Source organism: Quyinboa mangrovi (assembly GCF_042219825.1).
Lineage (GTDB): Bacteria > Bacteroidota > Bacteroidia > Bacteroidales > UBA5342 > JBHJHP01.
The window spans coordinates 125,262-150,150 of the sequence record NZ_JBHJHQ010000004.1; the positions used below are offsets into that span (position 1 = coordinate 125,262).

At 38.2% G+C, this 24,889-nt stretch carries 23 protein-coding genes; 19 read left to right on the forward strand and 4 right to left on the reverse strand.

Annotated features, from left to right (window positions below; all coding sequences use genetic code 11):
* The first annotated feature begins 1,017 nt into the window (after nucleotides 1–1,017).
* The gene (locus ACE1ET_RS09350; protein ID WP_375728129.1) at nucleotides 1,018–1,593 is read left to right on the forward strand and encodes a Crp/Fnr family transcriptional regulator; all 576 of its coding nucleotides are present in this window, start codon (nucleotides 1,018–1,020) and stop codon (nucleotides 1,591–1,593) included.
* Between the two features lie 42 nt (nucleotides 1,594–1,635).
* Here ACE1ET_RS09350 and ACE1ET_RS09355 read toward each other — a convergent pair whose 3' ends face one another.
* Complete coding sequence (locus tag ACE1ET_RS09355) at nucleotides 1,636–2,409, reverse strand: class I SAM-dependent methyltransferase (protein ID WP_375728130.1); 774 nt, start codon at nucleotides 2,407–2,409, stop codon at nucleotides 1,636–1,638.
* A 334-nt stretch (nucleotides 2,410–2,743) separates the two neighbouring features.
* On the opposite strand from ACE1ET_RS09355, the gene ACE1ET_RS09360 reads away from it, so the two are divergent.
* Together ACE1ET_RS09360 and ACE1ET_RS09365 are read left to right on the forward strand one after the other, a co-directional pair.
* Entirely contained in the window at nucleotides 2,744–3,670 is a 927-nt protein-coding gene (locus tag ACE1ET_RS09360; RefSeq protein WP_375728131.1) for an alpha/beta hydrolase, read from the forward strand.
* Between the two features lies 1 nt (nucleotide 3,671).
* Nucleotides 3,672–4,556 (forward strand): leucine-rich repeat domain-containing protein, encoded by an 885-nt coding sequence (locus tag ACE1ET_RS09365; protein WP_375728132.1) that lies wholly within the window; start codon nucleotides 3,672–3,674, stop codon nucleotides 4,554–4,556.
* 555 nt (nucleotides 4,557–5,111) lie between these two features.
* Here the strand turns inward: ACE1ET_RS09365 and ACE1ET_RS09370 are convergent.
* The gene (locus tag ACE1ET_RS09370; protein ID WP_375728133.1) at nucleotides 5,112–5,417 is read right to left on the reverse strand and encodes a hypothetical protein; all 306 of its coding nucleotides are present in this window, start codon (nucleotides 5,415–5,417) and stop codon (nucleotides 5,112–5,114) included.
* Between the two features lie 401 nt (nucleotides 5,418–5,818).
* On the opposite strand from ACE1ET_RS09370, the gene ACE1ET_RS09375 reads away from it, so the two are divergent.
* From ACE1ET_RS09375 to ACE1ET_RS09420, 10 genes are all read left to right on the forward strand, one after another.
* Complete coding sequence (locus tag ACE1ET_RS09375; RefSeq protein ID WP_375728134.1) at nucleotides 5,819–7,732, forward strand: InlB B-repeat-containing protein; 1,914 nt, start codon at nucleotides 5,819–5,821, stop codon at nucleotides 7,730–7,732.
* A gap of 401 nt (nucleotides 7,733–8,133) precedes the next feature.
* Nucleotides 8,134–9,402: a peroxiredoxin family protein gene (locus ACE1ET_RS09380; RefSeq protein ID WP_375728135.1), complete on the forward strand. Its 1,269-nt coding sequence runs from the start codon at nucleotides 8,134–8,136 to the stop codon at nucleotides 9,400–9,402.
* 445 nt (nucleotides 9,403–9,847) lie between these two features.
* Nucleotides 9,848–10,498, forward strand: a complete 651-nt coding sequence (locus ACE1ET_RS09385) for a class I SAM-dependent methyltransferase (protein ID WP_375728136.1) — start codon at nucleotides 9,848–9,850, stop codon at nucleotides 10,496–10,498.
* Nucleotides 10,499–10,564: 66 nt separating this feature from the next.
* Complete coding sequence (rsgA, locus tag ACE1ET_RS09390; RefSeq protein WP_375728137.1) at nucleotides 10,565–11,629, forward strand: ribosome small subunit-dependent GTPase A; 1,065 nt, start codon at nucleotides 10,565–10,567, stop codon at nucleotides 11,627–11,629.
* 130 nt (nucleotides 11,630–11,759) lie between these two features.
* Nucleotides 11,760–13,391 carry a T9SS type A sorting domain-containing protein gene (locus ACE1ET_RS09395; RefSeq protein ID WP_375728138.1) on the forward strand — a complete coding sequence of 544 codons (1,632 nt, stop codon included), beginning with the start codon at nucleotides 11,760–11,762 and terminating at the stop codon, nucleotides 13,389–13,391.
* Between the two features lie 241 nt (nucleotides 13,392–13,632).
* Entirely contained in the window at nucleotides 13,633–14,352 is a 720-nt protein-coding gene (locus tag ACE1ET_RS09400; protein ID WP_375728139.1) for a DUF7151 family protein, read from the forward strand.
* A 60-nt stretch (nucleotides 14,353–14,412) separates the two neighbouring features.
* Complete coding sequence (locus ACE1ET_RS09405; RefSeq protein WP_375728140.1) at nucleotides 14,413–14,898, forward strand: energy transducer TonB; 486 nt, start codon at nucleotides 14,413–14,415, stop codon at nucleotides 14,896–14,898.
* 111 nt (nucleotides 14,899–15,009) lie between these two features.
* Nucleotides 15,010–15,594, forward strand: coding sequence for a hypothetical protein (locus ACE1ET_RS09410; protein ID WP_375728141.1), 585 nt, complete (start codon nucleotides 15,010–15,012; stop codon nucleotides 15,592–15,594).
* A gap of 100 nt (nucleotides 15,595–15,694) precedes the next feature.
* A complete protein-coding gene (locus ACE1ET_RS09415; protein WP_375728142.1) occupies nucleotides 15,695–16,948 on the forward strand; it encodes a M14 family metallopeptidase in 1,254 nt (417 codons plus the stop codon).
* A gap of 179 nt (nucleotides 16,949–17,127) precedes the next feature.
* The gene (locus ACE1ET_RS09420) at nucleotides 17,128–17,454 is read left to right on the forward strand and encodes a hypothetical protein (protein ID WP_375728143.1); all 327 of its coding nucleotides are present in this window, start codon (nucleotides 17,128–17,130) and stop codon (nucleotides 17,452–17,454) included.
* A 62-nt stretch (nucleotides 17,455–17,516) separates the two neighbouring features.
* Here ACE1ET_RS09420 and ACE1ET_RS09425 read toward each other — a convergent pair whose 3' ends face one another.
* Entirely contained in the window at nucleotides 17,517–17,666 is a 150-nt protein-coding gene (locus tag ACE1ET_RS09425) for a hypothetical protein (protein ID WP_375728144.1), read from the reverse strand.
* A gap of 330 nt (nucleotides 17,667–17,996) precedes the next feature.
* Here ACE1ET_RS09425 and ACE1ET_RS09430 point away from each other — a divergent pair, with 330 nt between their 5' ends.
* The 6 genes from ACE1ET_RS09430 (at nucleotide 17,997) to ACE1ET_RS09455 (ending at nucleotide 22,179) form a co-directional block, all read left to right on the forward strand.
* Complete coding sequence (locus ACE1ET_RS09430) at nucleotides 17,997–18,320, forward strand: hypothetical protein (protein WP_375728145.1); 324 nt, start codon at nucleotides 17,997–17,999, stop codon at nucleotides 18,318–18,320.
* Between the two features lie 16 nt (nucleotides 18,321–18,336).
* Nucleotides 18,337–18,990: a hypothetical protein gene (locus ACE1ET_RS09435; RefSeq protein ID WP_375728146.1), complete on the forward strand. Its 654-nt coding sequence runs from the start codon at nucleotides 18,337–18,339 to the stop codon at nucleotides 18,988–18,990.
* A gap of 59 nt (nucleotides 18,991–19,049) precedes the next feature.
* Nucleotides 19,050–19,613, forward strand: a complete 564-nt coding sequence (locus tag ACE1ET_RS09440; RefSeq protein WP_375728147.1) for a Crp/Fnr family transcriptional regulator — start codon at nucleotides 19,050–19,052, stop codon at nucleotides 19,611–19,613.
* 74 nt (nucleotides 19,614–19,687) lie between these two features.
* Entirely contained in the window at nucleotides 19,688–20,587 is a 900-nt protein-coding gene (locus tag ACE1ET_RS09445; protein WP_375728148.1) for an SDR family oxidoreductase, read from the forward strand.
* Between the two features lie 74 nt (nucleotides 20,588–20,661).
* Nucleotides 20,662–21,174: a flavodoxin family protein gene (locus ACE1ET_RS09450; protein ID WP_375728149.1), complete on the forward strand. Its 513-nt coding sequence runs from the start codon at nucleotides 20,662–20,664 to the stop codon at nucleotides 21,172–21,174.
* A 27-nt stretch (nucleotides 21,175–21,201) separates the two neighbouring features.
* Nucleotides 21,202–22,179: an alpha/beta fold hydrolase gene (locus ACE1ET_RS09455; RefSeq protein ID WP_375728150.1), complete on the forward strand. Its 978-nt coding sequence runs from the start codon at nucleotides 21,202–21,204 to the stop codon at nucleotides 22,177–22,179.
* Between the two features lie 92 nt (nucleotides 22,180–22,271).
* Here the strand turns inward: ACE1ET_RS09455 and ACE1ET_RS09460 are convergent, their stop codons facing one another.
* Nucleotides 22,272–24,797, reverse strand: coding sequence for a pectinesterase (locus ACE1ET_RS09460; protein ID WP_375728151.1), 2,526 nt, complete (start codon nucleotides 24,795–24,797; stop codon nucleotides 22,272–22,274).
* Nucleotides 24,798–24,889 lie beyond the last annotated feature (92 nt).

A 24,889-nucleotide genomic window follows, 5' to 3' on the forward strand; every position in this document is an offset into this window, starting at 1 on the left:
CCACATGTTACCACTCACATTGTAGCTGTCGCTTCCTTTGGCAGACCAGGCAGCCGGTGCGGCAAACATAGTTGCATACGAATTGTTAATGTTGTTTCTGAATGTACTCCAGTTTTTCAGATCAGTTGAATTGGCCCAGGCCCTGTGTGAACCAAAAATATAATACACCTCGGAGGCATCTGCTGAATATTCCCCGGAAATCGTGCTTCCCGTTTTATAGCCAACAACAACCGAAGGGTCATGTACGGACACATAATGGTACGATTCAGCGTTAAAGTAGGTGTTGTATAACGATGTTATTTCACTGGTTGAGAGTGTATCCGAAGCATTGGCATTAAAACATAAAAAGGTAAGGACCGTAATCAGTACAGATGTTGTCAGCTTTATTATTCTCATTAGTATTTAATTTGAAGCAGGATTCTACGTTTTTAATTAGTCATTAAAAATATACAAATATTCAACAAGGATACCTTTTATAGTCTAAATTATTGATTCTGCTGGTTTCGCTGCTGTATTTTATAACAATATAAAGTAAGAGGATAATAGTTCTGGAACATGTTTCAACAGGTGGTGTGGTTAGTGTATGAAAGCAGGATCGTGTTGGCCAATATCCATCGTCACTCTCACACTCAGTCTCTCACTCCTTCATCCCATCATTGCAATCTAAAGCTTTATGCGAAAGAATGGGGTTACATTCACTACGCTCATTTCCGGGGCGACAAACATATCACCCCAACGGGGTTATGAAGATTCATTAGGGTTTAATTGCAGGTTGGAAGTACGATAAAGCAACCTTCTGTATGTTAAGTCTCACACCTCTTCTCTCACACTGTTGCTCACTCTTATTTTCTTTTTATATATCCAAATTCTCCCGGAGCGGTTCATCGTTCAGTACTTAACAGAAAAACGTTAACTTTAAACCCTTAACTGACAGATAAGTCAGGGTTGAATAATAGAGGGTAAGATGTTATGATGCCTGAATATCAGGTCTCATTAAAAAGCTGCGGTACACTTAAAATGAACGTATTCAAAACATTCATAGAAAAACATACGACTTTACCGGCGAAAGACTGGGAAACCATACAACGGGCTTTTACAAAAAAGGAAGTCTTAAAGAATGTACTGATTCTGAGCGAAGGTGAGATTTGCAGGAACTTTTACTTTTTAGAACGTGGCCTTCTGCGGTATTTTTATAATATCGATGGAAACGAAGTGGTTAAAACTTTTACGATTCCGCCGTTCTGCTTTACCTCTAAAATCAGCTTCAGAAATCAACGTCCGGCGCAGGAAAGTATACAGGCTCTGGAAAACTCTGTGGTTTGGCAGACCAGCTACGCACAGTACCGCGAGCTTGAAAAGATGGATACCTGGAACCGGTTCATCAACAGTTTGTTAAACGAAATTGATGAATTCTCTGAAACAATGATAATACAATCTAAAACCTTAACACCTGATCAACGCTACCAGTGGCTCACAAGGAATTTCCCGGCAAGCATATTGCAACGGATTCCGCAAAAGGATATCGCATCTTTTTTGGGTATTGCGCCGCAGTCTTTGAGCCGGATCAAACATAACATGTTCAAAAAAAGATGAGGTGCACCCTGTATCCGGATGCACCTCATTTAACCTAAAAGCTTAAAACTTTCTGCCGATATAAAAGGCATAGCCGTAGTACTGATTGTACTTTCTGTACAACGTTTCCTGGTGTCTTTCAGTGGCAATAAACCCTTCGGCAAAGATATTGCCGGCATGGTTTTTCAGAAAGTTTTCCCTGGGCTGAACCTGCTGGTCGTAAAAGTGCTCTGTCCAGCAGTTGACGGGCAAAACAAAAGCAGCAACAGGAAAATAACCTGCCTTTTGCATCTGTGCCAACTTGTTAGGGACGGTGTCAATGCCCGGATAGGCATCCATCCAGAAGTCATCAATTTCGGCCGGACGCTCGTTGGTGAACCAGCTTGCTTCTGATACCACAACGTATCCATCGTTTTTGAGAAACCTGCGCCAGTATTGCAGGCCTTTTTCAAAACCAATGTTGTAGATTGATCCTTCCGACCAGATAAGGTCGAGTGATTCCGGCTCAAATGAGAGGTCGTCCATTGAGCCGACAATGCCCTTTACCCGGTTCTGAAGATGTAGTGCTTCGGCGTTCCGGTTAAACAGATTCACAAAGGAGGGAAACAGGTCAACGCCTGTTATCTTTCCACCGGTATGCTGTGCCAGTACCATGGTCTGGCCGCCGGTGCCGCAGCCAAGGTCTGCAATTTCCGGCTCGTCAGGAAGATGTTCCAGAAAGCTGAGGGCTTTCAGTGTCATTTCGGGACTACCCGGTCCCTGGCGTTCTGTACCTGAATAATACTCGACGATAAGGTTTACATCGAAATCGTGGATTGAATTTGTATCGTTACTCATGATGTTTAAATTTAATTTAAGGCCTGATTCGCGATTTAGTCGCCTTTTATCAAACCAGTTTGTCCGTATATGTATATGAAAATAACTCCGGCAGGAATTTGCCTGAGTGTGCTAAGGGATAATCAATGTCCGGAAAGACAATGATTATTTACAATACCGAATCCAAATTTAATATAAACATCCAAAGATTTTACGGCGTCAAAAGTATATATATTTTAGTACAGAGGCGCAGTTTTCTTCATATTTTCTTGTAAAAAGTGAAAGAAATTAACATAGGTGAATTTTATTGCCGTATAAAAGATGAACCTTTGTTGTAAAAATTAAATGAACCCCAATGGCAGGTTTAAAAGCAAAAATTATACTGTATCTTTTAAGACACAGGCATGTTTTAAAGGGACAACTCAGACAGAAAGAATTTGAGCAAAGTGTTGAGGCGGTATTGAAGTTCAGGGAAACATGTGAGAAAGGTGGCGAACGCTTTGGTAAATTACCGGCAAATGTCAGGATGAAGCAGGAAATAATAAACCTGGTGCGGACCGAATGGATAGTTCCGGATCATGCACCCGATCATAAGCTGTTGTTTTATGTTCACGGTGGAGGATACGTATCCGGTTCATGCAACGACCATCGTTCAATCGTTTCAAAACTGACCCTGAAAACGGGCATCAGCACAATGTTGTATGAATATGGCCTGGCTCCTGAATATCCATACCCGTCTGCCCTGGAAGATTCCATCAGCACCTACCGCGAAATCCTAAGAAAAGGCTACCAACCTGAAAATATTATTGTTGTAGGAGAATCGGCTGGGGGAGGTTTGGCCCTGGCCTTATTGCTGGCGCTCAGGGATAAAAACATTGACCTGCCCAAAGCGGCTGTCGCCATCTCGCCATGGACGGACTTAAGCTGTTCGGGTTCATCGTATAAAACAAAGGGGAAGGTTTCTTTGGCTCCGCCTGAAAGCTGGAATGTATTCAGCCATTTTTATGTGGGAAAGAACGATGTGAATGATCCGTATATCTCACCCTTAAAAGGGAACCTGGAAGGTCTGCCTCCATTGTTTATCAATGCCGGAGATGCGGATGAGCTCTTCGACGATAGCCTGGTTTTTTATGAAAAAGCCAAACGTGCTGGAGTCGATATCACATTCAGAGCCGGAAAAGGAATGGTGCACTGTTATCCGCTGATGGCTCCGTTGTTTAAAGAAGCTACCGGGGCTCTGGATGAAATAGCAGAATTCATTAAATTAAAACTTAACGTTTAAGATGACCACAAAGGAACTATACACAAAACTTTCGGAGGCCTATTCCGATAAAAACCTGAACCGGATAACTGCAAAGCTCATCCTGCTGTACAAAAACAGGAATTACGGCAAAATCAGGGAAATGGCGAATAAAATATCACGGATCATTGCCATTGATGAAGAGAATGATGCGCGCTGCTTTTCAAAGCTCATCATGTTATATCATCCCGATAAGGGCGGGCAGATCCGAAGTGCGATAGAGCGCTTGTATGCACAAAACGATGAAGTACAATTGCGTGTCTTTTCGCATATATTATTGTTGGGAGATCCGGACCTTGTTGTGGTAGAAGACGTTGCAGAAGATGTGGATTACCATCCTGAATACGTGTGGGATGTGGATATGCAGGACGGATTTGCTTATGAGGACCCGGATGGCGAAGGTGAGGGACCTGCCGATGTGGATTATGAAAAATCATTTTACAACCTTATAAAGATACGGGAATACGGGGATGTTACGTTTGAATTTCCCTCGTACTATCTGGAGGATTTTGAGGAATTTGAAATGGCATACAGCGGACTCGAATCTCTGGATGGTGTGGAGTACTGCATTCATGCCAGGATTCTTGATCTGTCGGACAACCGGATAAGCTACATTAGTAACCTGTGGAACCTGCACCATTTAGAGGAGCTGTACCTCGGAAACAACCAGATTGGATATATCGATAGTTTAAGCAACCTGACCAGCCTTAGGGTACTCGATCTGTCCGGAAACAGAATTGATGATGTTTCTCCCCTGATGCACCTGGAAAATCTTGAATTGGTTAACCTCATCGGTAATCCCGTTCCCGCAAGCCAGATCAAACAGTTAAAAGACAAAGGCATCATTATTATGACCAGTAAGGTGTGACCGTAAGATAGCCTCTTGCTCTTGCCTCGTTCTCCGAAGTCCATACGGTGGAGATATTTGTTGCATTCAGTGCCCTGTTGCCCAAACTACACCATAAGCAGGTTGGACTCCCATCGGAGTCCTGTTTTTGTAGTATAATGTGGTTCTACAAATATATGACCCCATCCGGGGTCAAACCTTTTCATCTCTTGCCTTGTTCTCCGAAGTCTTAACGTAGGAGAACTCTTACACCTCTTTTCTCACACTGTTGCTCACACAATTTTTCCATGGTATTAATCCTCTAATATCTAATCTGAAAATCATTTTTTACCCCGGCCCTAAAGGGAACCTGATTTTCAAAATGCTTATTAGTTGCGATTTAGAAATTCATTTCCACACTCACTTTCTTTCTTCTTCTTACTCTACTTCAGAAGCTAACAGTCAACTTTACGTGCGGCCTTGATATGCTTTTACCTTTGCTGGTGGAATATATCTCCGGCCTTGATTTACATTCACTTTGCTCATTTACCCGGGGTTACAAATCTGTCACCTCTACGGGGTTGTTGTCATTCAGTATTATTTAAATGTGGGTTGGCTGCTCGAAAGGGTGCGGATTAAAGCGATGGAAATCTTACTATGTGAAAGGATCAGGTAGGTTGTTGCGGTTCTTTCGGGCAAGCTTTTTTTGTCTGCTTTTTGAAGCATCAAAAAGTAGAAACCGGGTGAATCCTGAGCAAAGCGAAAGAGAGGGTTACTGAGTTTATCGAAGTAGGGTGTTAAGCCCCTCCATTCGATGCAGTATTCAGAATAGCCCGGTTGTGGTAACATCAGGCCTTGCTTTATTCTCCGAAGTCCTGAAGCAGGAGAACTCTTACACCTCATTTCTCACTCTGTTACTCACACTGATTTTTCCCTGGTGTTAATCCTCTAATATCTAATCTGAAAATCAGTTTTACCCCAGTTCTAAAGGTAGTCTGGTTTTCATAAAGCTTCGTAGTTGCCATTTAGATATTCATATTCACTCTCATCCACACTCTTTTCATCCGTCTGTTTGGTTAAATTCCTGAAATAATTATCTTTAAACCTTTATATGAAGCGCACTCACAATACATTTTGTTGAGTATACGTGCAAATGCGGGTTAAACCTATCTTGTTCCTGTTTGGGTCAGACGGTAAAAGAATTAAAATGGTATGTTCCATATGTATTAACCTGAGTTCGGCACGCTTTAAAATTTAAATCACATATAAAACCGACAGATACAGCGATTCAATTACATGGTTTCATGAAAAAAATTCTAATTACAATTATACTGTCCATATTTTTGATGGCAGGCTTTGCGCAAAAGAGAATCCTTTTTGATAATACAAAAAACGAAACGGCTGGTAATGCCGACTGGATAATTGACGATAATCAGGCTACACCGAGTCCGGATCAGGCATACATAACATCAGCAACGCTGGAAAACTATTGGCAGGGCGCTCTGTCAAGTTGGGGTGTTGAGATGGTAAAGCGCGGGTTTTATGTTGAAACTTTGCCCGGTGGCGGGTCCATTACATATAATAATTCGTCCAATGCGCAGGATCTGTCAAATTATGACATTTTTGTGGTTTGCGAACCCAATAATCCTTTCAACAGCACAGAGAAGCAGGCCATGATCAGCTTTGTACAAAATGGAGGAGGCTTATTTATCATTGCAGATCACGCCATAGCCGACCGGGATGGCGATGGCTGGGATGCGCTTGAAGTATGGAATGACTTTTTTACCTCCTATAACAATCCGTTTGGTTTTACTTTAGACGCCGGCAGTAATATAAGCAGGGACCCTGCAACCAATGTTGCAGATCTACCGTCAAATACTATCCTGCATGGACCCGCAGGTGATGTGGATGGTCTTGCTTTTTACAACGGTGCAACGTTTACATTAGACAATGTCGCCAATTCAACAGCTGTTGGTCTGGTTTTTTATGATGGATATTCAAATACAGGTACCAGAGGTGTCATGGCTGTTTGTGCAAGTTTCGGCAAGGGGCGTGTTGTTGGACTTGGAGACAGTTCTGTAGCAGAAGACGAAACGGCTCACGATGGATCGAATACCTATCCCGGATGGTCTCAACCATTGAATGCTGGTGATGCAACCGGCGATGATGGTGTATTTATGACGAATGCTACTTTATGGCTCAGCATGTCGGATAATGGTAATAATAATAATGATGACAGTGAAATACTAAAAGAAGATTTTTCTACCTGTCCGGCTACCGGTTGGACAAGTTATTCAGTCGCCAGCAATATCAACTGGTCATGTAACAACCAGGCCATGTCTGTTAATGCATATAATGGTGATGTTGCATCGAACGACTGGCTCATTTCTCCGGTTATGGATTTCTCACAATTTTCTGACATCACACTGAAGTTTGATTTATGGACCAAATACAGCGACAATGGAATTACTGATCCGGAAGTGAGGGTAAAATATTCTGTGGATTATCCGGGAAGCGGAAATCCTGAGAACTTCACATGGACAGGTTTACCCTTTAGTTTTCCGGTAGAAAATTCACAGACATGGATAAATTCCGGTACTATCGATTTATCTGCAGTTTCAGAACCCAATGTTTGTATTGCCTTTCAGTACACCTCTTCAGGAACCGGAGCCGGTACATCGTCGTGGTGGCAGCTAGATAATGTAGTAGTTACCGGACAGCCGGCAATGACGCCGTTTATAATATCCACAACTGTAAATCCGGTAAATTCGGGTCTTATTACCGGATCAGGCAATTACGAAGAAGGTGAGACCGTTACGCTTTCTGCCACTGCAAACGGAGGCTTCACTTTTTTAAACTGGACCCATAACGGGAATGTAGTTTCAACGAGCTCAGAGTACACATTTACCGCTGCTGAAGATATAAACCTGGTTGCCAATTTTAAAGATATTACTGATATTGGCTCTGATATTGTTAACAGCAGCATAAGGGTATTCCCTAATCCGTCAGATAAGCATATAGTTGTTAGTGGTTTACCGGATCGTAAAAATCATAGAATTTCCATTGTAAGCATTAACGGTATGGAAGTGCAGCAATGTACGACAAAGGAGAAAACAGAGGTTATCATCGATTTAAGCAGATTAAATGCTGGCATGTATTTTATGCATATAAGGGGTGAAGGATTCAACGAGACATTCAAATTTATTCATATAAAATAAGGTGGCATTCGCTTCGCTCATTCACCCAGAGCTACAAACATATCATTCCTACGGGATTGTTGTCATTCAGTATTGTTTGAAATGCGGGTTGGTCGCTCGAAAGTGTGCGGATTAAAGGGATGGAAATCTTACTATGAGAAAGGATCGGGTAGGTTGTTGCGGTTCTTTCGGGCGAGCTTTTTTTGTCTACTTTTTGAAGCATCAAAAAGTAGAAACCGGGTGAATCCTGAGCAAAGCGAAAGAGAGGGTGTTAAGCCCCTACGGCTAACGTTAGATAGAAGCTACTGATGATATTTACGTGGCTCGTGAAATTACTGAATTCAAAACCTCTGACTGGTAACTATTTAAATTCAGGTTCGTTATATTATTACTTTAAACACTTTAATTAAAACCAAACTCTCATGAAAATCACTTATTTCATTTTCTTTATTACCATTACTGCTGGTATTATAAGCTGTAGTAGTAGGAAGGAAAATATGAATTCTTTCTCATCGACTGATGATACGCTCATTATTTCATCTGTAAAGCATCAGGGAATTAATATATTTAGTATAGGTGCTTCTAAGCTTCCGTTTAGAGACAGCTCTGAATGGAAAAGTCTGGATTGGTTCAAAAGCTATCCTGATTATAAAATAAGTTATCCTGATAACATACAAGATTTAAAGCTTAGTTTCCGGAATGTGTTTTTTATTCCTTTTCGTTATTATGACAAATCATCTAATAAGGTTATTATGCAAAAGAATAGAACATTAGCAGATCAACAGATAATAATTATTACAGGAAAGTTGGAAGGCAGAGAGGTGTTAATTATAGACAGCAATAACAATAAAGATTTAAGAGACGATCCGATACGAACAATACATGAGTTTGACTGGCGACATAAGAAGAACCTTATCGATTGTACATTCAGTGTTGATTATGGTGATAAAGTCGTTGAAGATACTGGTTGGTTTCAAATAGGTTTGTATAAGCAAAATTTATATGAAGCCACAGCCCAGCATTTGCTTGCGGATATCTATATTGACGCTGAAAAGTATCAAATTGGCGTAATTGATGATAATACAACGTCATTTTGCTTTTTCAGTCCAATGTTAGGCGTTTTGGAAAGCAACGGAATAAAGAAAGATACACTGGCAAAAGATGAACGGATTGAGCTTGGTGAGTATTTGAGTCTTGGTGGGCAGTTTTACAAATTTCATAAATTATACAGCGGTAGCGGTACAATTGTACTGACTAAAAATAGCAGACCTGATACTTTGACCGGAACGCAGAAAGGTATGTTAGCTGCGGATTTTAAAGTTAATACAATGGAAGGAGAGCTGGTTTCCTCTGAGAATTTTAAAGGCAGATATTTATTGCTGATTAATGTTTCAGCATGCTGGTCACAAGTAAGCAGTTATCAATGTTATAAGGACTTAACGGAAACATATAAAGATAAGTTTGATTATTTAGGCATTGATTATTCTCCCGTAACTCTTCGTCAGAATATTAAGGATTTAAAGCTAAGTGGTCAGTTTATTATAGCCGAAAATAATTCCATGATTCAAAAGACATACAGACCGGAGTATTGTTCCAGAACGTGCTTCCTGATTAATCCGGAAGGTCGCATCGCTGACCGGTTTGAAATATTTGACTGGAAATCACATCTGGCCAATTTCTTTGAAAACTGACAGCTAAATTTTGCGTGTGACTCTGATATGCTTTTACCTGTGCAGCACAGAAATATCACCGACCTTGATTTACATTCACTTTGCTCATTCATCCGGGGCTACAAACATATCACATCTACGGGGGTTGTTGTCATCCTGCATTATTTAAATGCGGGTTGGCTGCACGAAAGTGTGCGGATTAAAGCGATGGAGATCTTACTATGTGAAAGGATCGGATAGGTTGAGACTGTGATTAGTCCCGTCTCTAATATTCATACAACCTGTTTGCTTTTAAAGTTTTAATTGTTAATTTTAATGCGTTGATAACCAGACTGGAAAGCCTGTGATTAATTAAGTTGATGGAAAGTCAGTTTTTCATTTCAAAATGGATGATAAATTGGAATGAAATTCAACGTATTAATAGTTAGTTGAAAATGAACCGATACCGGGTAAAAAAAGAAATGACATGAATGATTTTTGGGAATCAATGTTTAAAAAGGAAAAAACAACATGGGGATTTGAACCATCTGATTCCGCTATTATATCAAAGGACTTCTTTCTGGAAAAAAATGCAAAGGAAATTCTGATTCCCGGAATTGGATATGGGAGAAATGCCAGGATATTCTGTGAGAACGGAATAAATATCACCGGAATAGAAATATCGAAAACCGCAATTGATTTGGCTAAGAGCACGAACAAGCTCAATATAAAAATCCATGAAGGTTCGGTAACAGATATGCCCTTTGATACTAGCGTATATGATGGGATTTTTTGTTACGCCTTGATCCATCTTTTAAATCAAAACGAGAGAAGAAAGTTTTTAAAGGACTGTTTCCTTCAACTGAAGCCAAACGGATATATGATTTTTACAGTTGTTTCAAAAAAGGCTTCGATGTATGGAAATGGAAAACAATTAAGTAAGGACAGATTTGAAATAATGAGGGGCGTTAGTGTATTCTTTTATGATTCAGGTTCTGTAAATAAAGAATTTGGAAAATATGGACTGGTAGAATTCTCAGAAATTGATGAGCCAATAAAACATATGGAGAATGAACCTCCATTAAAATGTATTTTAGTGAAATGTAAAAAAATGCCAGCGATTAAAACGCGGTCATAGTGCATTCCACCAGAAACAGGATGATGCAATACCGCGGAAACGGAATACTTTTTTTAATACTGAAAGATGACACTTGAAGATTTAGGATATAATACCGAACTGGAAAATTATCGTGTAAAGAATCATCTTGATTCTTTTGAGGTAGGACGCGTCATTTCTGAGCATAAGGAACGGTATATTGTTAAAACAGCAGAAAAGGAATATGATAGCGAAATAATAGGTAATCTGAGGTTTACAGCGAACAGTCGTTCTGATTTTCCTGCCGTGGGCGATTGGGTGGCTGTGTCGGAATACAATGACAGAAATGCACTGATTCATGCCATATTCCCAAGGAAAACAGTCATAGAAAGGCAGGCTGTAGGAAAGCAGGGAGAGAAACAAATCATCGCAACTAATATCGATCATGCCTTTATTGTTCAGGCCGTTGACCGTGATTTTAACATTAACCGGATAGAACGCTATCTGACTATTTGCTATACCTCAAATGTAAGCCCTGTTGTTATTCTCAGTAAAACAGACCTGATAGCTGAAGAAGAGCTCAAAGCATTAGTGACGGGTGTTAAGGAAAGAATAAAACAGGTTCCTGTAATAGCGCTCAGCAATGAAAATCAGAAAGGGCTAGATACAATCAAGGCGCGAATTAAAAAAGGGGAAACGTATTGTCTTTTGGGTTCATCAGGCGTAGGAAAATCTACACTTTCCAACAATCTTGCAGGTAGGCAACAGATGAAAACGAATGCGATCAGTAGCAGCACAAACAAGGGCAGACACGTTACAAGCCACCGTGAATTACTGCTTCTGGAAAATGGTGGTATTCTGATCGATAATCCAGGAATGAGAGAAGTTGGCGTGACAGATTCAACGCAGGGACTGGAAATCACCTTTGACGATATCATACGCCTGTCGAAAGATTGTAAATATAAGGACTGTACACACACCTCAGAAACGGGTTGTGCAATTATAGCGGCTGTTGAAAATGCGGAGATTGACAGATCATCGTACGAAAATTATCTGAGAATGGAACGGGAGAAAGCGCATTTTGAATCCACCGTTGCCGAAAAGCGTAAAAAGGCTAAGGAATTCGGGAAAATGATAAAGCAGTATAAAAAGAACAAGAATCATAGAACGTAAATATAAAGATTTTCCTTTCGGTGGAGTAGATTGGCGGTTAACTAGCCGGGACTTCTTAATCATATGATTTATAATAATATCGCCACGCAAAATGCATACGGCACTTATTAATCCCTCATATTACTTAACCATGGCACTGTTAAAACAAAAAGAACACATTTTAGTTGCAATTTTTTCATTGTGTTTGTTGCTTATTCCGGTTACAGGCCAGTGTCAGTATACCTATGGTGTTATGACTTCTAAATCGGATTCTCTTAGTCATGAAATATGGACAGCTTATGGTGGCGGCTATGGTGCAGTAAACCTGGTTAGTGCAAATTGTGTTGATCCTAATTCGAATGTGTATGTTGTCGGCAGGATTTTTATAAATATGAGGTTTAATGACATTAATCTGCCCATGGGATTGTTTGTTACGAAGTATGATTCTCAGGGAGATCTTCAGTGGGGCCGCTCTTTGACAGGTGGAACTATGGTCATAAACGGTATTGCGGCAGACTCTGATGAAAATTGCTATGTCCTTGGTAAATTTTCCAAAGGTATCTACGCCGGTACTGAAGAATTATACAGTGAACACTTCTGGGACGTTTTTATGGCCAAATATGACAACACAGGTGAAATACTGTGGTTGAAAAGTGTATTGCAATATGAAGGCAGGATTGAGCCTTGTGATATATCAATTAATGAAAGATACAGGCACATTTATATTACCGGACTACAGGATTCAGCTTTGAGCATGAAATACAATTTTTCCAGAATATTTATTGCAAAGTTTGATATGGATAATGGGGAATTAATTAAAAAAGACTCGATTGGATATTATTTCGGTTCACCTACTGCTTATGATAATGCAGGTTATGGTATTACAAATGATGGTTCTGACCTGTATATATCCGGCTCAATTAAAAACACGGATAGAATGGCGGATATCTATGTTGCAAAACTTGATACTGGCCTTAATATCATATGGGAAAAACAATTCGGTGATAATTATGACGGAAACTGGGGGTACGATATCACCATGGATGATGATCATTGTCTGTATGTAACGGGTGGTTTTTCGGATACTGTGAATTTTGATAACCAGATGCTTGCTGCCAGGGATCTGTCTGACCTGTTTGTTGCAAAACTAACGGATGCAGGCGATGTTTTATGGGCGAAAAGTGCCGGTTCCAACGGAGGCGGTTACAGGGGCGAAGATTTCGGATATTCCATTGCTTATGATCATAAGAACAGCATTTATGTATCCGGTTATGTCGGAGCAAATGCCAGCTTTTCTGAGGGTTTAAATACATTATATCAGGGGCCATTTCTGATGAAAGTATCTAAAAGTGGAGATATCAGGTCCGCTGTTTCGTTTTACAGCATGTATGATTCAAATTACGAAAGGGGCGTTGGGTTTGTATCATGCGACAAGAACTCCAATTTGTATTTTTCAACACATTTTATCGATACCTTACTTAGTGACAGAAGTACAGGCATGATGATGAATAGGATTGACGATAATCTGAAGATATACTCCGATAATAACAGAGGACAGCTAAAGATAAGTTATGAAGCGAATGAAAGTGAAACGCTTTATTTAATGATTACTGACATCTATGGTCGAAACGTATATCGCTGCATCAGAAAAACGGTTACAGGAACAAATACCTTTAATCTGGATTTAAATGATTTTCAATCCGGAATTTATATCATATCGGTGGGTAAGAATCACACCAGATGGTTAAGTAAGAAGTTTTATATTTGGAACAAAAAGCCTTAAAGTGTTCATTGCTGTTGATACTTGTTACTTTTATTCTTAACAGTCAACCTATTTGTTTTTAAGTTATTATTCGTTATTTTTAGTGCCAATAACCAAACTACCTGTATGTAATTCAATAAAACTAATGAAATTCACTTAGTGTTCCGCAACGTATGATAATACCTGATTAGTTTTGATTTATATGCTTGTTGTACAAAACATAATAAACTAAAGCTCACTTCAATTAACTAAATTCTAGAAAATGAAAATTAAATTTTTATTAAGCTTAGTAATATTTATAATATTACTGGGATGTAACAAAAGCGGTCTTGATGGCAGCAATTCTTTAATCGATTTTAAACGAGAACCGATAGGAGAGAATTGTTCATCTGGTGGATATAAAGTTAGTAGCGGAATTGACTTGAATGGAAACAATATTCTTGATGATGACGAGATTTTAACTGTTGAATATATCTGTAATGGTGATGATGGAACCAATGGAACCAATGGTTATAACTCATTATTAAATATAATTCAAGAGCCGATAGGTGACTTTTGCTCCGCCGGAGGTTATAAAATTATGAGTGGAATTGATTATAACCAGAATAATATACTTGATAGTGTTGAGATTCAAAACATAGAATATGCATGTAATGGAGAGCCTCAAAAGTTAGAGTTTAAAAATTATGTATCATTAATTAGTCAAACAGGGACAAATAATCCAACATCAAAAGTTTTACAAAATACACTTGACATTAATATTAGTTGGATCAGGTTGTCACTGGGAACATATGTTGGCACTTTAGATTCTCCAATCAATATAAACAAGACTATACTACTTTTTAGTACTCCAATGACTCATACTGGCGTTAGAGGACAAATTATTAGTGCAACCCAGGTAAGAATTCAGTTGCAGGCAGGCATCAATGCTTTTAGAGATAATTTTAGTAATTTATCATTTGAAATTCGCCAATTTGAGTGATTCAGATTAGATGATATTTTATTAGCTTGAGTTATTGAAATATGAAAAAGTTATTGAAATATGAAAAAGTTATTGATTTACACCTACATAATTTGGGGAGTTACTATTATGAGTTCCTGCTCTGCTACAAAAAATCCAGGTTTAAGTAATATGGTAGCAATAATGCAGGTGGATGAACCTATTCCGGGAGTTTGCAACAATTCCAGAGTAATTGCTATCCTTCCGTTTTCTGGTAATGGACAAGTAGAAGCTCAGGGGCCAATGACCGACGAAGAAATCGAAGAACAATTAAATGCCAGTGTCAATTTTTTACAGAATAAACCTGATTACAATGACAAAGGCATGGTTAATTTGATAATAAATTGTGAAGGTGAAATGGTTCGATGTCAAATAGATAATAAGACAAAAAGTCCTGAACTTGATGAGCAGATCGTTTCTGTATTTGCAAAATTGAAGAAATGGAAAGCAGGAACGGTTAACGGTGAGCCCGTTGACACATCAGTACTTTATAGCTTTAAAATTGAAAACGGTAAAATAGTTTTGTAATCTATATTAGAGCAGTTTTTTAATGCGCGGTTAAAGCGTATGCCGAAAGATCGGAAAAATTCATGCCACCAAATTGAATGAACCATTTTGAACCAAATAATATTGTGACTTATGTTAGATACCGGAATTAATATGGAAATTGTTCTGCTTATATTGGGGATTATTTTATTTTTGACTGTTGGGTATGTAAAATATAAATTTATTTATGATAAAATCAGAATTTCAAAATTAACAGGTGATGATTTAAAGTTTGATGCGATTCGGCCGATATATAAAAAGCTGAAACGAGGAGAATTGCCGGAAGTAAAACAAATAATGAGGAAGGCAAAAGATTTAGAGTACAGAATTTTGACATATGATGTGCTTAATACTTTTGATAAAAAGGATGTATTTCCGGATGAGTTGTTAAGCATTGAAAAATCTTCTGAAGGTTATTTAGCAAATTGGCTCAATATGCAATATGAATTTGGCGATATCCCGGATGAAATTGTTTATGAAAAGACAATTAGATTAAATAATGCCACTACTGTTCTGGTCTTTAAATTTAGGAAGTATTCATATAAGTGGATGATAGCTTATGTGGGTTATAAGTCATCTAAATTATACCCCTATTTGAAACCGGATTTTATTGGGAGTGATTTCATCTCTGAGATGGTTTCAAACCAGGAACTGGACAAGTATATGTGGAAAGAATAAGTGTTGACACACTATGTAAAATGCATTAAAAGTTTAATTTAAAGTAATCAGTTAGGGCACATCTTTTAACGCCTTCAAGTCTAACCAAATTTGCAGAATCATGAAAAAAGTTCTGAAAATAAGTCTTTACACACTTTTTGGTATTATTGTACTTGTTATTGGGGGTTCTTATGTTAGTTATCGTAATTTTTGGGCAGAGGATCCTCTGGTTCAGGTTGACTCCACGTATTTGTCCTATTATCATGAAACCTATAACGAATGTAGGGATGCCTTTGTGAGAAGTGTTGAAAATATCGAGACTGATTTTGACAGTGTGAAAACAGGAAAGATGTATGTCCCGGGAAGCGCAGATGATGATTTAACCATAGACTGGTGCTACATTCCGGCAAAAGGAGACAAGGAAAAACTGTTGATCCTGAATTCAGGATTGCATGGCATTGAAGGTTATACCGGAAGTGCCATACAAAGTATGTTTATCGATAAAATTCTGAAGCAGCAGTTGCCAGATAATATGGGAGTCCTGTTTTTACACGGACTGAATCCCTATGGGTTTAAATACCACAGGAAGGTTACCGAAAACAATGTCGATCTAAACAGGAATTGCTTAGCTGAGGGGGAACCGTTTGATATAAAGAATGAGGGTTACGCAGAAATGACTGATTTTTTAATGCCGTCAGAACCTGTTAATTACAACAGCCTGCATAACCGTTTTTTCCATCTTGTTTCAATTTACATGATACTGCAGAAGTCAATGCCTGTTTTGCGTCAGGCAGCGCTTCAGGGACAGTACGATTATAATAAAGGTATTTACTATGGCGGGAAAGACTACGAACCACAGGTTAAATCACTCAAACCATTTTTAACCCAAAAGATTCAAAAGTATAAAATGGTACTTAATGTGGATTTGCATACCGGATACGGCGAAAGGGGTAAAATGCACCTGTTTATCGATAAACCAGATGATGAGGCAGTGGAGAAAGGGATAGAAACCATATTTAAAGGCTCGGAAATTGACTGGGGCAGCAGTGATGATTTTTATACGATCAATGGTGAATATATTACCTGGGTTAATAAACTGGTTCCTGATGTACTCTGTATTCCCATGTGTTTTGAGTATGGAACTCTGAATAGCCAGGAAACCTTTGGATCATTAAAATCAATTCAGATCATGATTCTGGAGAACGAGGGTGCGCACTATGGCTATAAAGACAAAAAAAATGAAACGGCTGTAAAGCACCTCTTTGATGAGATGTATTTCCCCTCATCGCCTGCATGGAGATCGAAAGTAATGTCAGATTCATATACTAATATGGGTATGATGATGGAGAATTTTAAAAATTTCGAAGAGGATTAATATTAAAAACAATTTTATATTTATATCTTGTCCCTAACTGACAGTACCGGAGATACTTTATATTGGTAAATAAACTAAGAACCTAAAAGTGAAGTCCCGTAGGGATGTCATATAAAAAATTAAGTTGAGTTTTTCTTTTAACCCTAATAAGATTGTTTCACATTTAATAATTTAGTGCTATGAAAACCTATAAAATTTTTATTCTGTCAATTTTTACTCTATTGGTTTCCTGTAATATGAGGGAAGTTAAACCGAAAAATCAGGTGAAGCCAATTCAGATTGAAGTCACAGAGAACAATACTGTTTTACTCAATGGAACGGTCGTGGAAATTGACAGCATTGGGCCGTATGTTTCCAGATTATTTTCAACATATTCAGATAAACAGGGAAGAAAAGTGGTTGTAAATCTGACGGTTGCAAAAAATGTGAAAGCAGGAGTCATCTCTGACATAAAATACCAGTTAAGAAAGCCTAAGGCCCTGAAATTTAATTATAGAGTAAAATAGAATAATCAAGCGGGCAGTCTTTCAAAAGAGAATTATTTTTCAGCTAACTTTTGAGTGACGAGCTATTTGTCCCATTTTATGACGACCTCATTAATCATGGTGGTAGCCCCACCGTTATACTCGATCCCAAAACTTCCTTCCCGGTTAGGCAAAACAATTGCTTCAAGATCCACATGATCTTTTACTTCCGGGGAATAAGCGGCTTTGTTCATTTTATGGGCATAGAGACGCGGTTAATCACATCTCTTAGATATTCGCCACCTGTTTGCTTTTAAACTTTTATTTTGCTAGTTTTATAGGGGTATTAGCTGAAACACAATCATTTGTATATAATACGTGAACTTGATAAAAAGTCGGTTATCGTTCCATGTTAGAAGATAAAGCAGAATTCGTGTGAGTAAAGATGCCAGAGTAAAAGGCAAGCTTAACCAACCCGTAGCAGCCTTAAGAAATTTATATAAGAGTCAGACAAAACAATAATAACAATGATTTATTTTTTTGGAGTCTTTTACATATTGCATGGATTAGTACACTTATTGTATATGGGACATAGTTTGGGTTATTTTGAATTGGAAAAGGGTTTTATCTGGCCGGATAATTCAAAGTTGCTAGCTAATACTTTTAGCTTGAAAACAAAAAAAATGCTTGCTGGTGTTTTATGTATTATTGCTGCGATATGTTTTGTTTTGTCAGGTGTTCTTTTAATAATAGGTCATACATGGAATAATGCAGAGGTTATTATCGCTATTACTTTGTCTACGCTTCTGTTTATTGCATTTTGGGATGGGAGCAGGCGCAAATTACACACTCAGGGGGGAGTAGCAATATTAATAAATATATTAATTCTTTTTTATACATTAATTTGATAATAGCTAATTATTTATGAAAGATGTTAATATAACTTATTATAATAAAAGAGTAAACGTTACGGCCTCTGTAATAGGAGTTCTGCTAGGTCTGTCGGGTATTTTTAATCATGGATTATTTGAAATTCTGCAAGGTAATATTACAACAAATGGATTTTATATTGAAGCTATTGGTGTAAAACATAGATTCTGGTTATATGGTACTGAAGGAGCCTTTACATTAATTCACAATTATCTTGTTACAGGTATTAGTTCTGTTTTAGTTGGTGTGACAATTATTTTATGGTCAATAAAATATTTACAAATAAAACATGGGGCAATAATTTTTTTAGTGCTTTTAATATTACTTACTCTTGTGGGTGGAGGAATAGGTCATATCATACTTTTTTTACCAACCTGGGCATTTGCTACACGAGTAAGTAAATCGTTAGATTGGTGGAAACATATATTATCTTTTCAGTTGAGAAAGAAATTCTCTGCTCTATGGATTTATTTCTTAATAGCAACATTAATTTCATGGCTAATTGTGATGGAATTAGGAATTTTTGGTTATTTCCCGGGACAAGACAATCCCGAGATTATCCTAAATATTGTATTTATATTTTTATTTTCCACAGTAATACTAGCATGTTTATCTTTTATTTATGCGATTTCCGGAGATATTGATTAGTATAAGTGAAATCAGGTTACTCATTAATATACATTGTTAAATAAAAATATGTCGGCAAAATGAAAATTGACGAGAATATAGCAAAGAAGTATAATTTAACTGAAGAAGAAATAGCATTGACCATGAGCGGTTATGCGCCTTTGGTAGTTGAGGCGAATGAATTTTTTTTAAAGGAAGGCAAAATTTGTAATTATATTGGTTTTGTAGTAAAAGGTTTACTCCGATCCTACATTTATGATGAGGAGGCCAATGAAATAACATCTGACTTCTTTCCTGAAAACACATTGATTATTTCGTTCGATAGTTTTAATAACCGGGTTCCGTCTAAAGAGAATATAAAAGCAATTGAGAACTCTGAGTTAATGGTCATTTCCTATGAATCGCAAAAGGAATTGTACCGTAAAATACCAGCATGGAATCTTATCTGCAGGGATTTAGCCGATTATAAAAGCAGAGAAATGATAGAAAGAGCCAACCGGTTTCAAATCATGTCTGCTACGGAACGTTATCAGACTTTTTGCAATGAACATCACGATTTGCTACAACGCACAACACTTGGGAATATAGCTTCCTATATTGGTGTTGATATTGCCACTTTAAGCAGAATACGTAGGAAGAGATAGGCGATTTTGACTTTTGTCAAATGATTCTCCCACAGACTCATAATAACTTTGTTTCATCATTTAAAACAAGTATTATGAGCATAGCGAAACAAATTACCATCATCGGAGCAACAGGCAATATTGGAAGTGTTGTTGCCAAAAACCTTATTCAATCAGGTTATGAAGTAAAAGCAATCGTGAGAAACCTTGAAAAAGCGAACAATCTTTTTAGGGATGAACCTCATATAACAATTGAGAAAGCAGATCTGAAAGATGTTTCAGCTTTAAAGAGTGCATTGAAAGATACGGAATATTTATACTTAAATCTTTCAACACAAAGTATTAAAATTGATACGCCCTTTGCACCGGACAGGGAAGGTGTAGCAAATATTCTGAATGCTGTAGATAAAAAGTGTATTAAACAAATTATTTGTATTTCCGGTCTTGGGGCCCTGGATAATGTGCAGAAGCCTGCACGATTTAAGTTTATCCCCAATATAATACGTAAACAAGGTCATAAACTCATAAAAGAATCCGGAATTCCGTATACTATCCTTCATTGCAGTTGGTTTATTGATAGTTTCATTTTTTATGAACGAAACCATACCTATGCAGTAATGGGTGACACCCAAAATCCGATTTATTTTACGAACTGTTTGGATTTTTCAAAACATATAGCAAACGCAATTGGAAATCCTGAAGCATTTTATAAGGAGTTCCCAATCCAGGGGACAGAAGGTATTAAACATCCTGAAGCAGCAAGACTATTCTTTTCTGTATATGATAAAGGGACCAAAGTCAATATATTCCCGCATAGGATGATTAGTATACTGGCGCATTTTAAAAATGAAATGAAGATTTTAAAGCACATGTCCGATTATTTTTCTCAGTCTGTAGAAACATATTTGGCTGATGAATACGGGACGTACTCTGTTTTAGGAAAACCCGGAATGAGACTTGAAGATTACGCACTAAGATTAAGAAATGAAAGATAAGAAAAGTCGATTTTGATTTTTATCAAACAATCAATTATTCAAACGGCCATATTTTACATAAAATAATTCAAAAGATGAAAACACTTATTATATCGTACTCATTTACAGGAAACAATGGAAAGCTGGCGAAAAAAATTGCCCGGGGTTTAAATGCAGACCTTATAGTCGTGGAGGAAAAGAAAAAAAGGACTGTTATGACTATTCTTTTTGATGTACTCTTTAATCGAATTCCATCAATTGATGAACCTGAAAAAAGCATGGACATGTATGAAGATCTGATCTTTGTTGCACCTGTCTGGTTCGGCAAAATTGCGACTCCGTTCAGAGCATTGTTCATGGACTTGAAAGGGAAATCAAAGAGCTATTCTTTTATCTCTTTAAGTGCCGGGGCTAATGGTAAAAATACTGATCTGGAGAAGGAACTTATTGAGAGAACGGGATCAATGCCGAAAATGGTAATCAATCCCCTTATCAGCGAGATACTACCGGCAAATCCAAAACCAGGCAGAAAACAACTGGAGGCTTACAGGCTTACAGATTCAGATGCAGATGGTTTGGTAAAAGGCGTATTGAATGAATTAAACTAATATATAACATATAACACCATTACTAAGATGAAAGATTCTAAAAGCATAACACTGAGCCTTGTAGCAGTGTTTTTACTAACTACAGCTTGTTCAACAAATAAAAAGTTGACTGCACCGGCGTCACTATACAAAACGCCTGAGGGAAAAGAAATTGCATTTAAAAGTTACGACAGATCTATGGAACTATGGAATGTTGCATATTCTGAGGCATACGTAAATACTGATTATGGACAGTCACATGTTATCATTTCAGGTGAAAATAATAAGCAGACACTGGTTATATTACCCGGCCTGTTTGGAGATGCTTCTATGTGGTTTCCAAATGTTGGCAAACTTTCTGAACATTACAAAGTTTACACGCTTGACATGATAAATTATGGTGGTAAAAGTCAGCCGGAAGGAAAAGCAATAACTGAGTTCAATGACTATAAAATTTGGTTTAATCAGATATTAAATCATTTCAAACTTGAGAGTGTTGCAGTTATGGGAGTTTCTTATAGCAGCTGGCTTTCATTATCGTTAGCCAGGGAAATGCCCGATGCAATAACATCTGTTATCATGCTGGACCCATCAGAGACATTTATGCCTATGAACGGCGGAATTGCGTGGAAAGGATTTAAATCATTTATGTTTTTCCCAAATAGAAAAAAATATGCCGGATTTTTATCCTGGTTAGGAGGAGGATACTCTAATGAACAAATGGATATATGGACGGAACATATGCTTGATGTAATTGAATACGGTACAACAAAAATGTTTGATGTGCCACAACACAGAATCTATGCTCCTGAAGAATTAACCATGATTGAAATGCCGGTATTAATAATGGCAGGTGGTAAACCTATTCTTTATGATGATCCTGAAGTTTTCAAATCAAACGCGCAAAATGCTTTGCCACATGCAGAAATAATCATAGTCCCAGGTGCAGGACATGGATTAAATATGGAAAAACCTGAATACGTTAATAACAGGATCATTGAATTTCTCGGAACAGAAAAAATCTGACTATATAAAGCCTGGGCTCGAAAACCAGGTATGTAGACGCAGTGCGAAATATTGGGTGATGTGGTTTTTTAAATCACGTCACCCTTTTTAAGTCATAATTTCGGTTTTTCCCATATCACAACGACCTCATTAATCATGGTGGTAGCGCCACCGTTATACTCGATCCCAAAACTTCCTTCACGGTTAGGCGAAACAATTGCTTCAAGATCCACATGATCTTTTACTTCCGGGGGATAACCGGCCTTGTAATAGTCATTCAGGCAGGACGCATGTGCCAATAGCTGATCACCTTTTAGTTCAACGGTGAGCCGGCACTGAGGCCTGAAACAACTTGTAGGAATAGCTTCCGTCAATTGGGTTACATAACCATTATTATACTCAACCAGGTAAGCCTCTACTGTATTGGCAAATTTCGTTTTTCGGATGAACCTGATGCCATAGCCTGTTTTTGTTTCCGGGTTGTAACTGATCAGCACATCCATGTAGAGTGGTGCCACACTAAAGCCCTGTCCGGCTGTTTTGAATGGCGTTATGGTAAGTTCAGCGCTCATATCACCAAATGTCGGGCCAACCGGAGTATAACTCATGGACGCATATCTGCCGGTTTGCAGTAATCCGGTCATACCTTCAGAACCTCCGCTGCCTTCGCCAACATACCAGGCATCCCGGTTGAAATCTTTTATGGCAGAAGTGTCAAAAGGAGCAAAGCGCCAGAAGCCGGGAATAACTTTGGGCTGATTTTTAACACAAACATTTATGAAATCAGTTTGCAATGTGAGCGGATCTGCTTTAACATCTTTTTCCCGGATTGGTTTTTGAAGTATGAATGATTTAACCGGACCAGCATCACTGCGCAAATGTTTCGGTGCCACCTTTACCATGATATAATATCCGATATCTCCTGCCGATAATTCGTAGTGGAGCAAGGGATTGTTTTTCCTGGAAACGGCAGTCTCAATTGGATTCTCACCATTGGCATCACTACATCTAAACCAACTCACCATGGACTCGTCTTCGTACTTCATTTTTTCGAGTCGGTAGTTTACGGACAAAGTACCATCAATATTCTTCTCAATCTTTGGGAGAGAAACAAACATAGGTGGATTCAGTTTTGCCGGTTTAATGCTTAAACTAATTGCACCTTCAAGCCCGGATATGTTGGAGGCTGTCAGTAAAACCTTTTGAATGCTGTCACTGGTGTTTGCCGGAATCACCTTGCATACGTTTCCGTTTTTGGATATTTCCGTTTTAATGAATGCTTTATCCCGTTCAGAGATATTCCAGCTAACCGATTCTGCTGCTGCTTCATAATTTCCAAACCGGATCAGGTCAACCTTTAGAACTGAGACATCTTTACCTGTTTCAATGGTATTTTCGGAAGCCTTAATCTTTAACTGAACCGGAATACCGGTAAGACTGATTTTGTTTTCTTTTTCAGCTTTTAAAACAGTTTGTTTAATGCTTTCCGGGTCCCAGTCATCATTGCCCTTAAGCAGGTTATACGTGTTATAGATAACTTTACCCTTGTAGTTAAATTTATACGCATTTAACTCTGGTGAACCTGTAATATCTATAGTACTTTGCGGATCCTTTTTACTGATGGTAATTTGCTTCCCGTTCAATGTTACATTACTCTGGTAATTTTTCATGAAAGGTGGCGGAAAATCGCGCCAGCCGATGTAGTTTAATGCATCGGCATGAAAGCGTGTGTCTATAACGGCAACCTGACCATTAGCTTTTGTAAAATATTGTGTCCCCCGCGTATATGACCGGATGTCGCAATTCAGAAAAACAGCACCGGTACCGGAAGTGTGGTAGAAGGGTTTGGAACTGTAAAAGTCAAACGTACAATCTTTATATACACCTGTCCCGCACAATGCATCGTCGGTACATTCCATGTGGCAGTTCTCGAACAATATGCGTTTGGCTCCCACAAAATTACACAGGTTCAAGCGACTGATAAAGTGCGTATTGCGGGCAATTATTTTGTCGCCATTGCAATGGATCAGTTGAGCCTGAACAATGGCATCGGACCTTTTTTTACGGTTCAGCTCAGGATTTAGAGGATATTTCAGATCCACGTTACAGTAATTTCCGAAGGTGATGTTTTCAGATGAAGTGCCATTTCCCAAAAAACGGAACATGGTATAATTACCTTTAGCACCTAATGTTTGACCACGGTTACACGCCAGAACTACATTTTCAGGATTTTGGTTCAGCCCGTAAAACCTTAGCCAATCACATTTTATAACCAGGCCGTAAGGCACCGATCCGTCGCCCGGATCACGTACTTCAGGATCATCAGGATTGTCTATCCAGTATACCCAGGGCGCAATATAAAGAACCATAGGTTCATCTTCGGTTCCATCAGTCAGATGTTTGGCTGCATCATTAATGGTATTGAACACAAACGGGTTGTCTGCAATTTCTTCACTGGTCAATTGGCCGTCAATAAAGAAAGCTTTGGGGCCTAGTTGTATTGTGTCGTTGTCATAGACAATATAGGTGGCAAAAAAATCAATCGGATCATTTTTATCCAGCGTTAGATATTGAGAGTTCTGAGCGCTTACTGTTATGGATAACACAAATATGGAGAGAAGGAAAATGGATTTTTTCATAACGAATCACTTGAATATTAGCTTTGTAAAATTAACCGAAAATCTGCAGAATACAGATTTTAGAATTGTTGAATTTACACTTAATGGGAAAC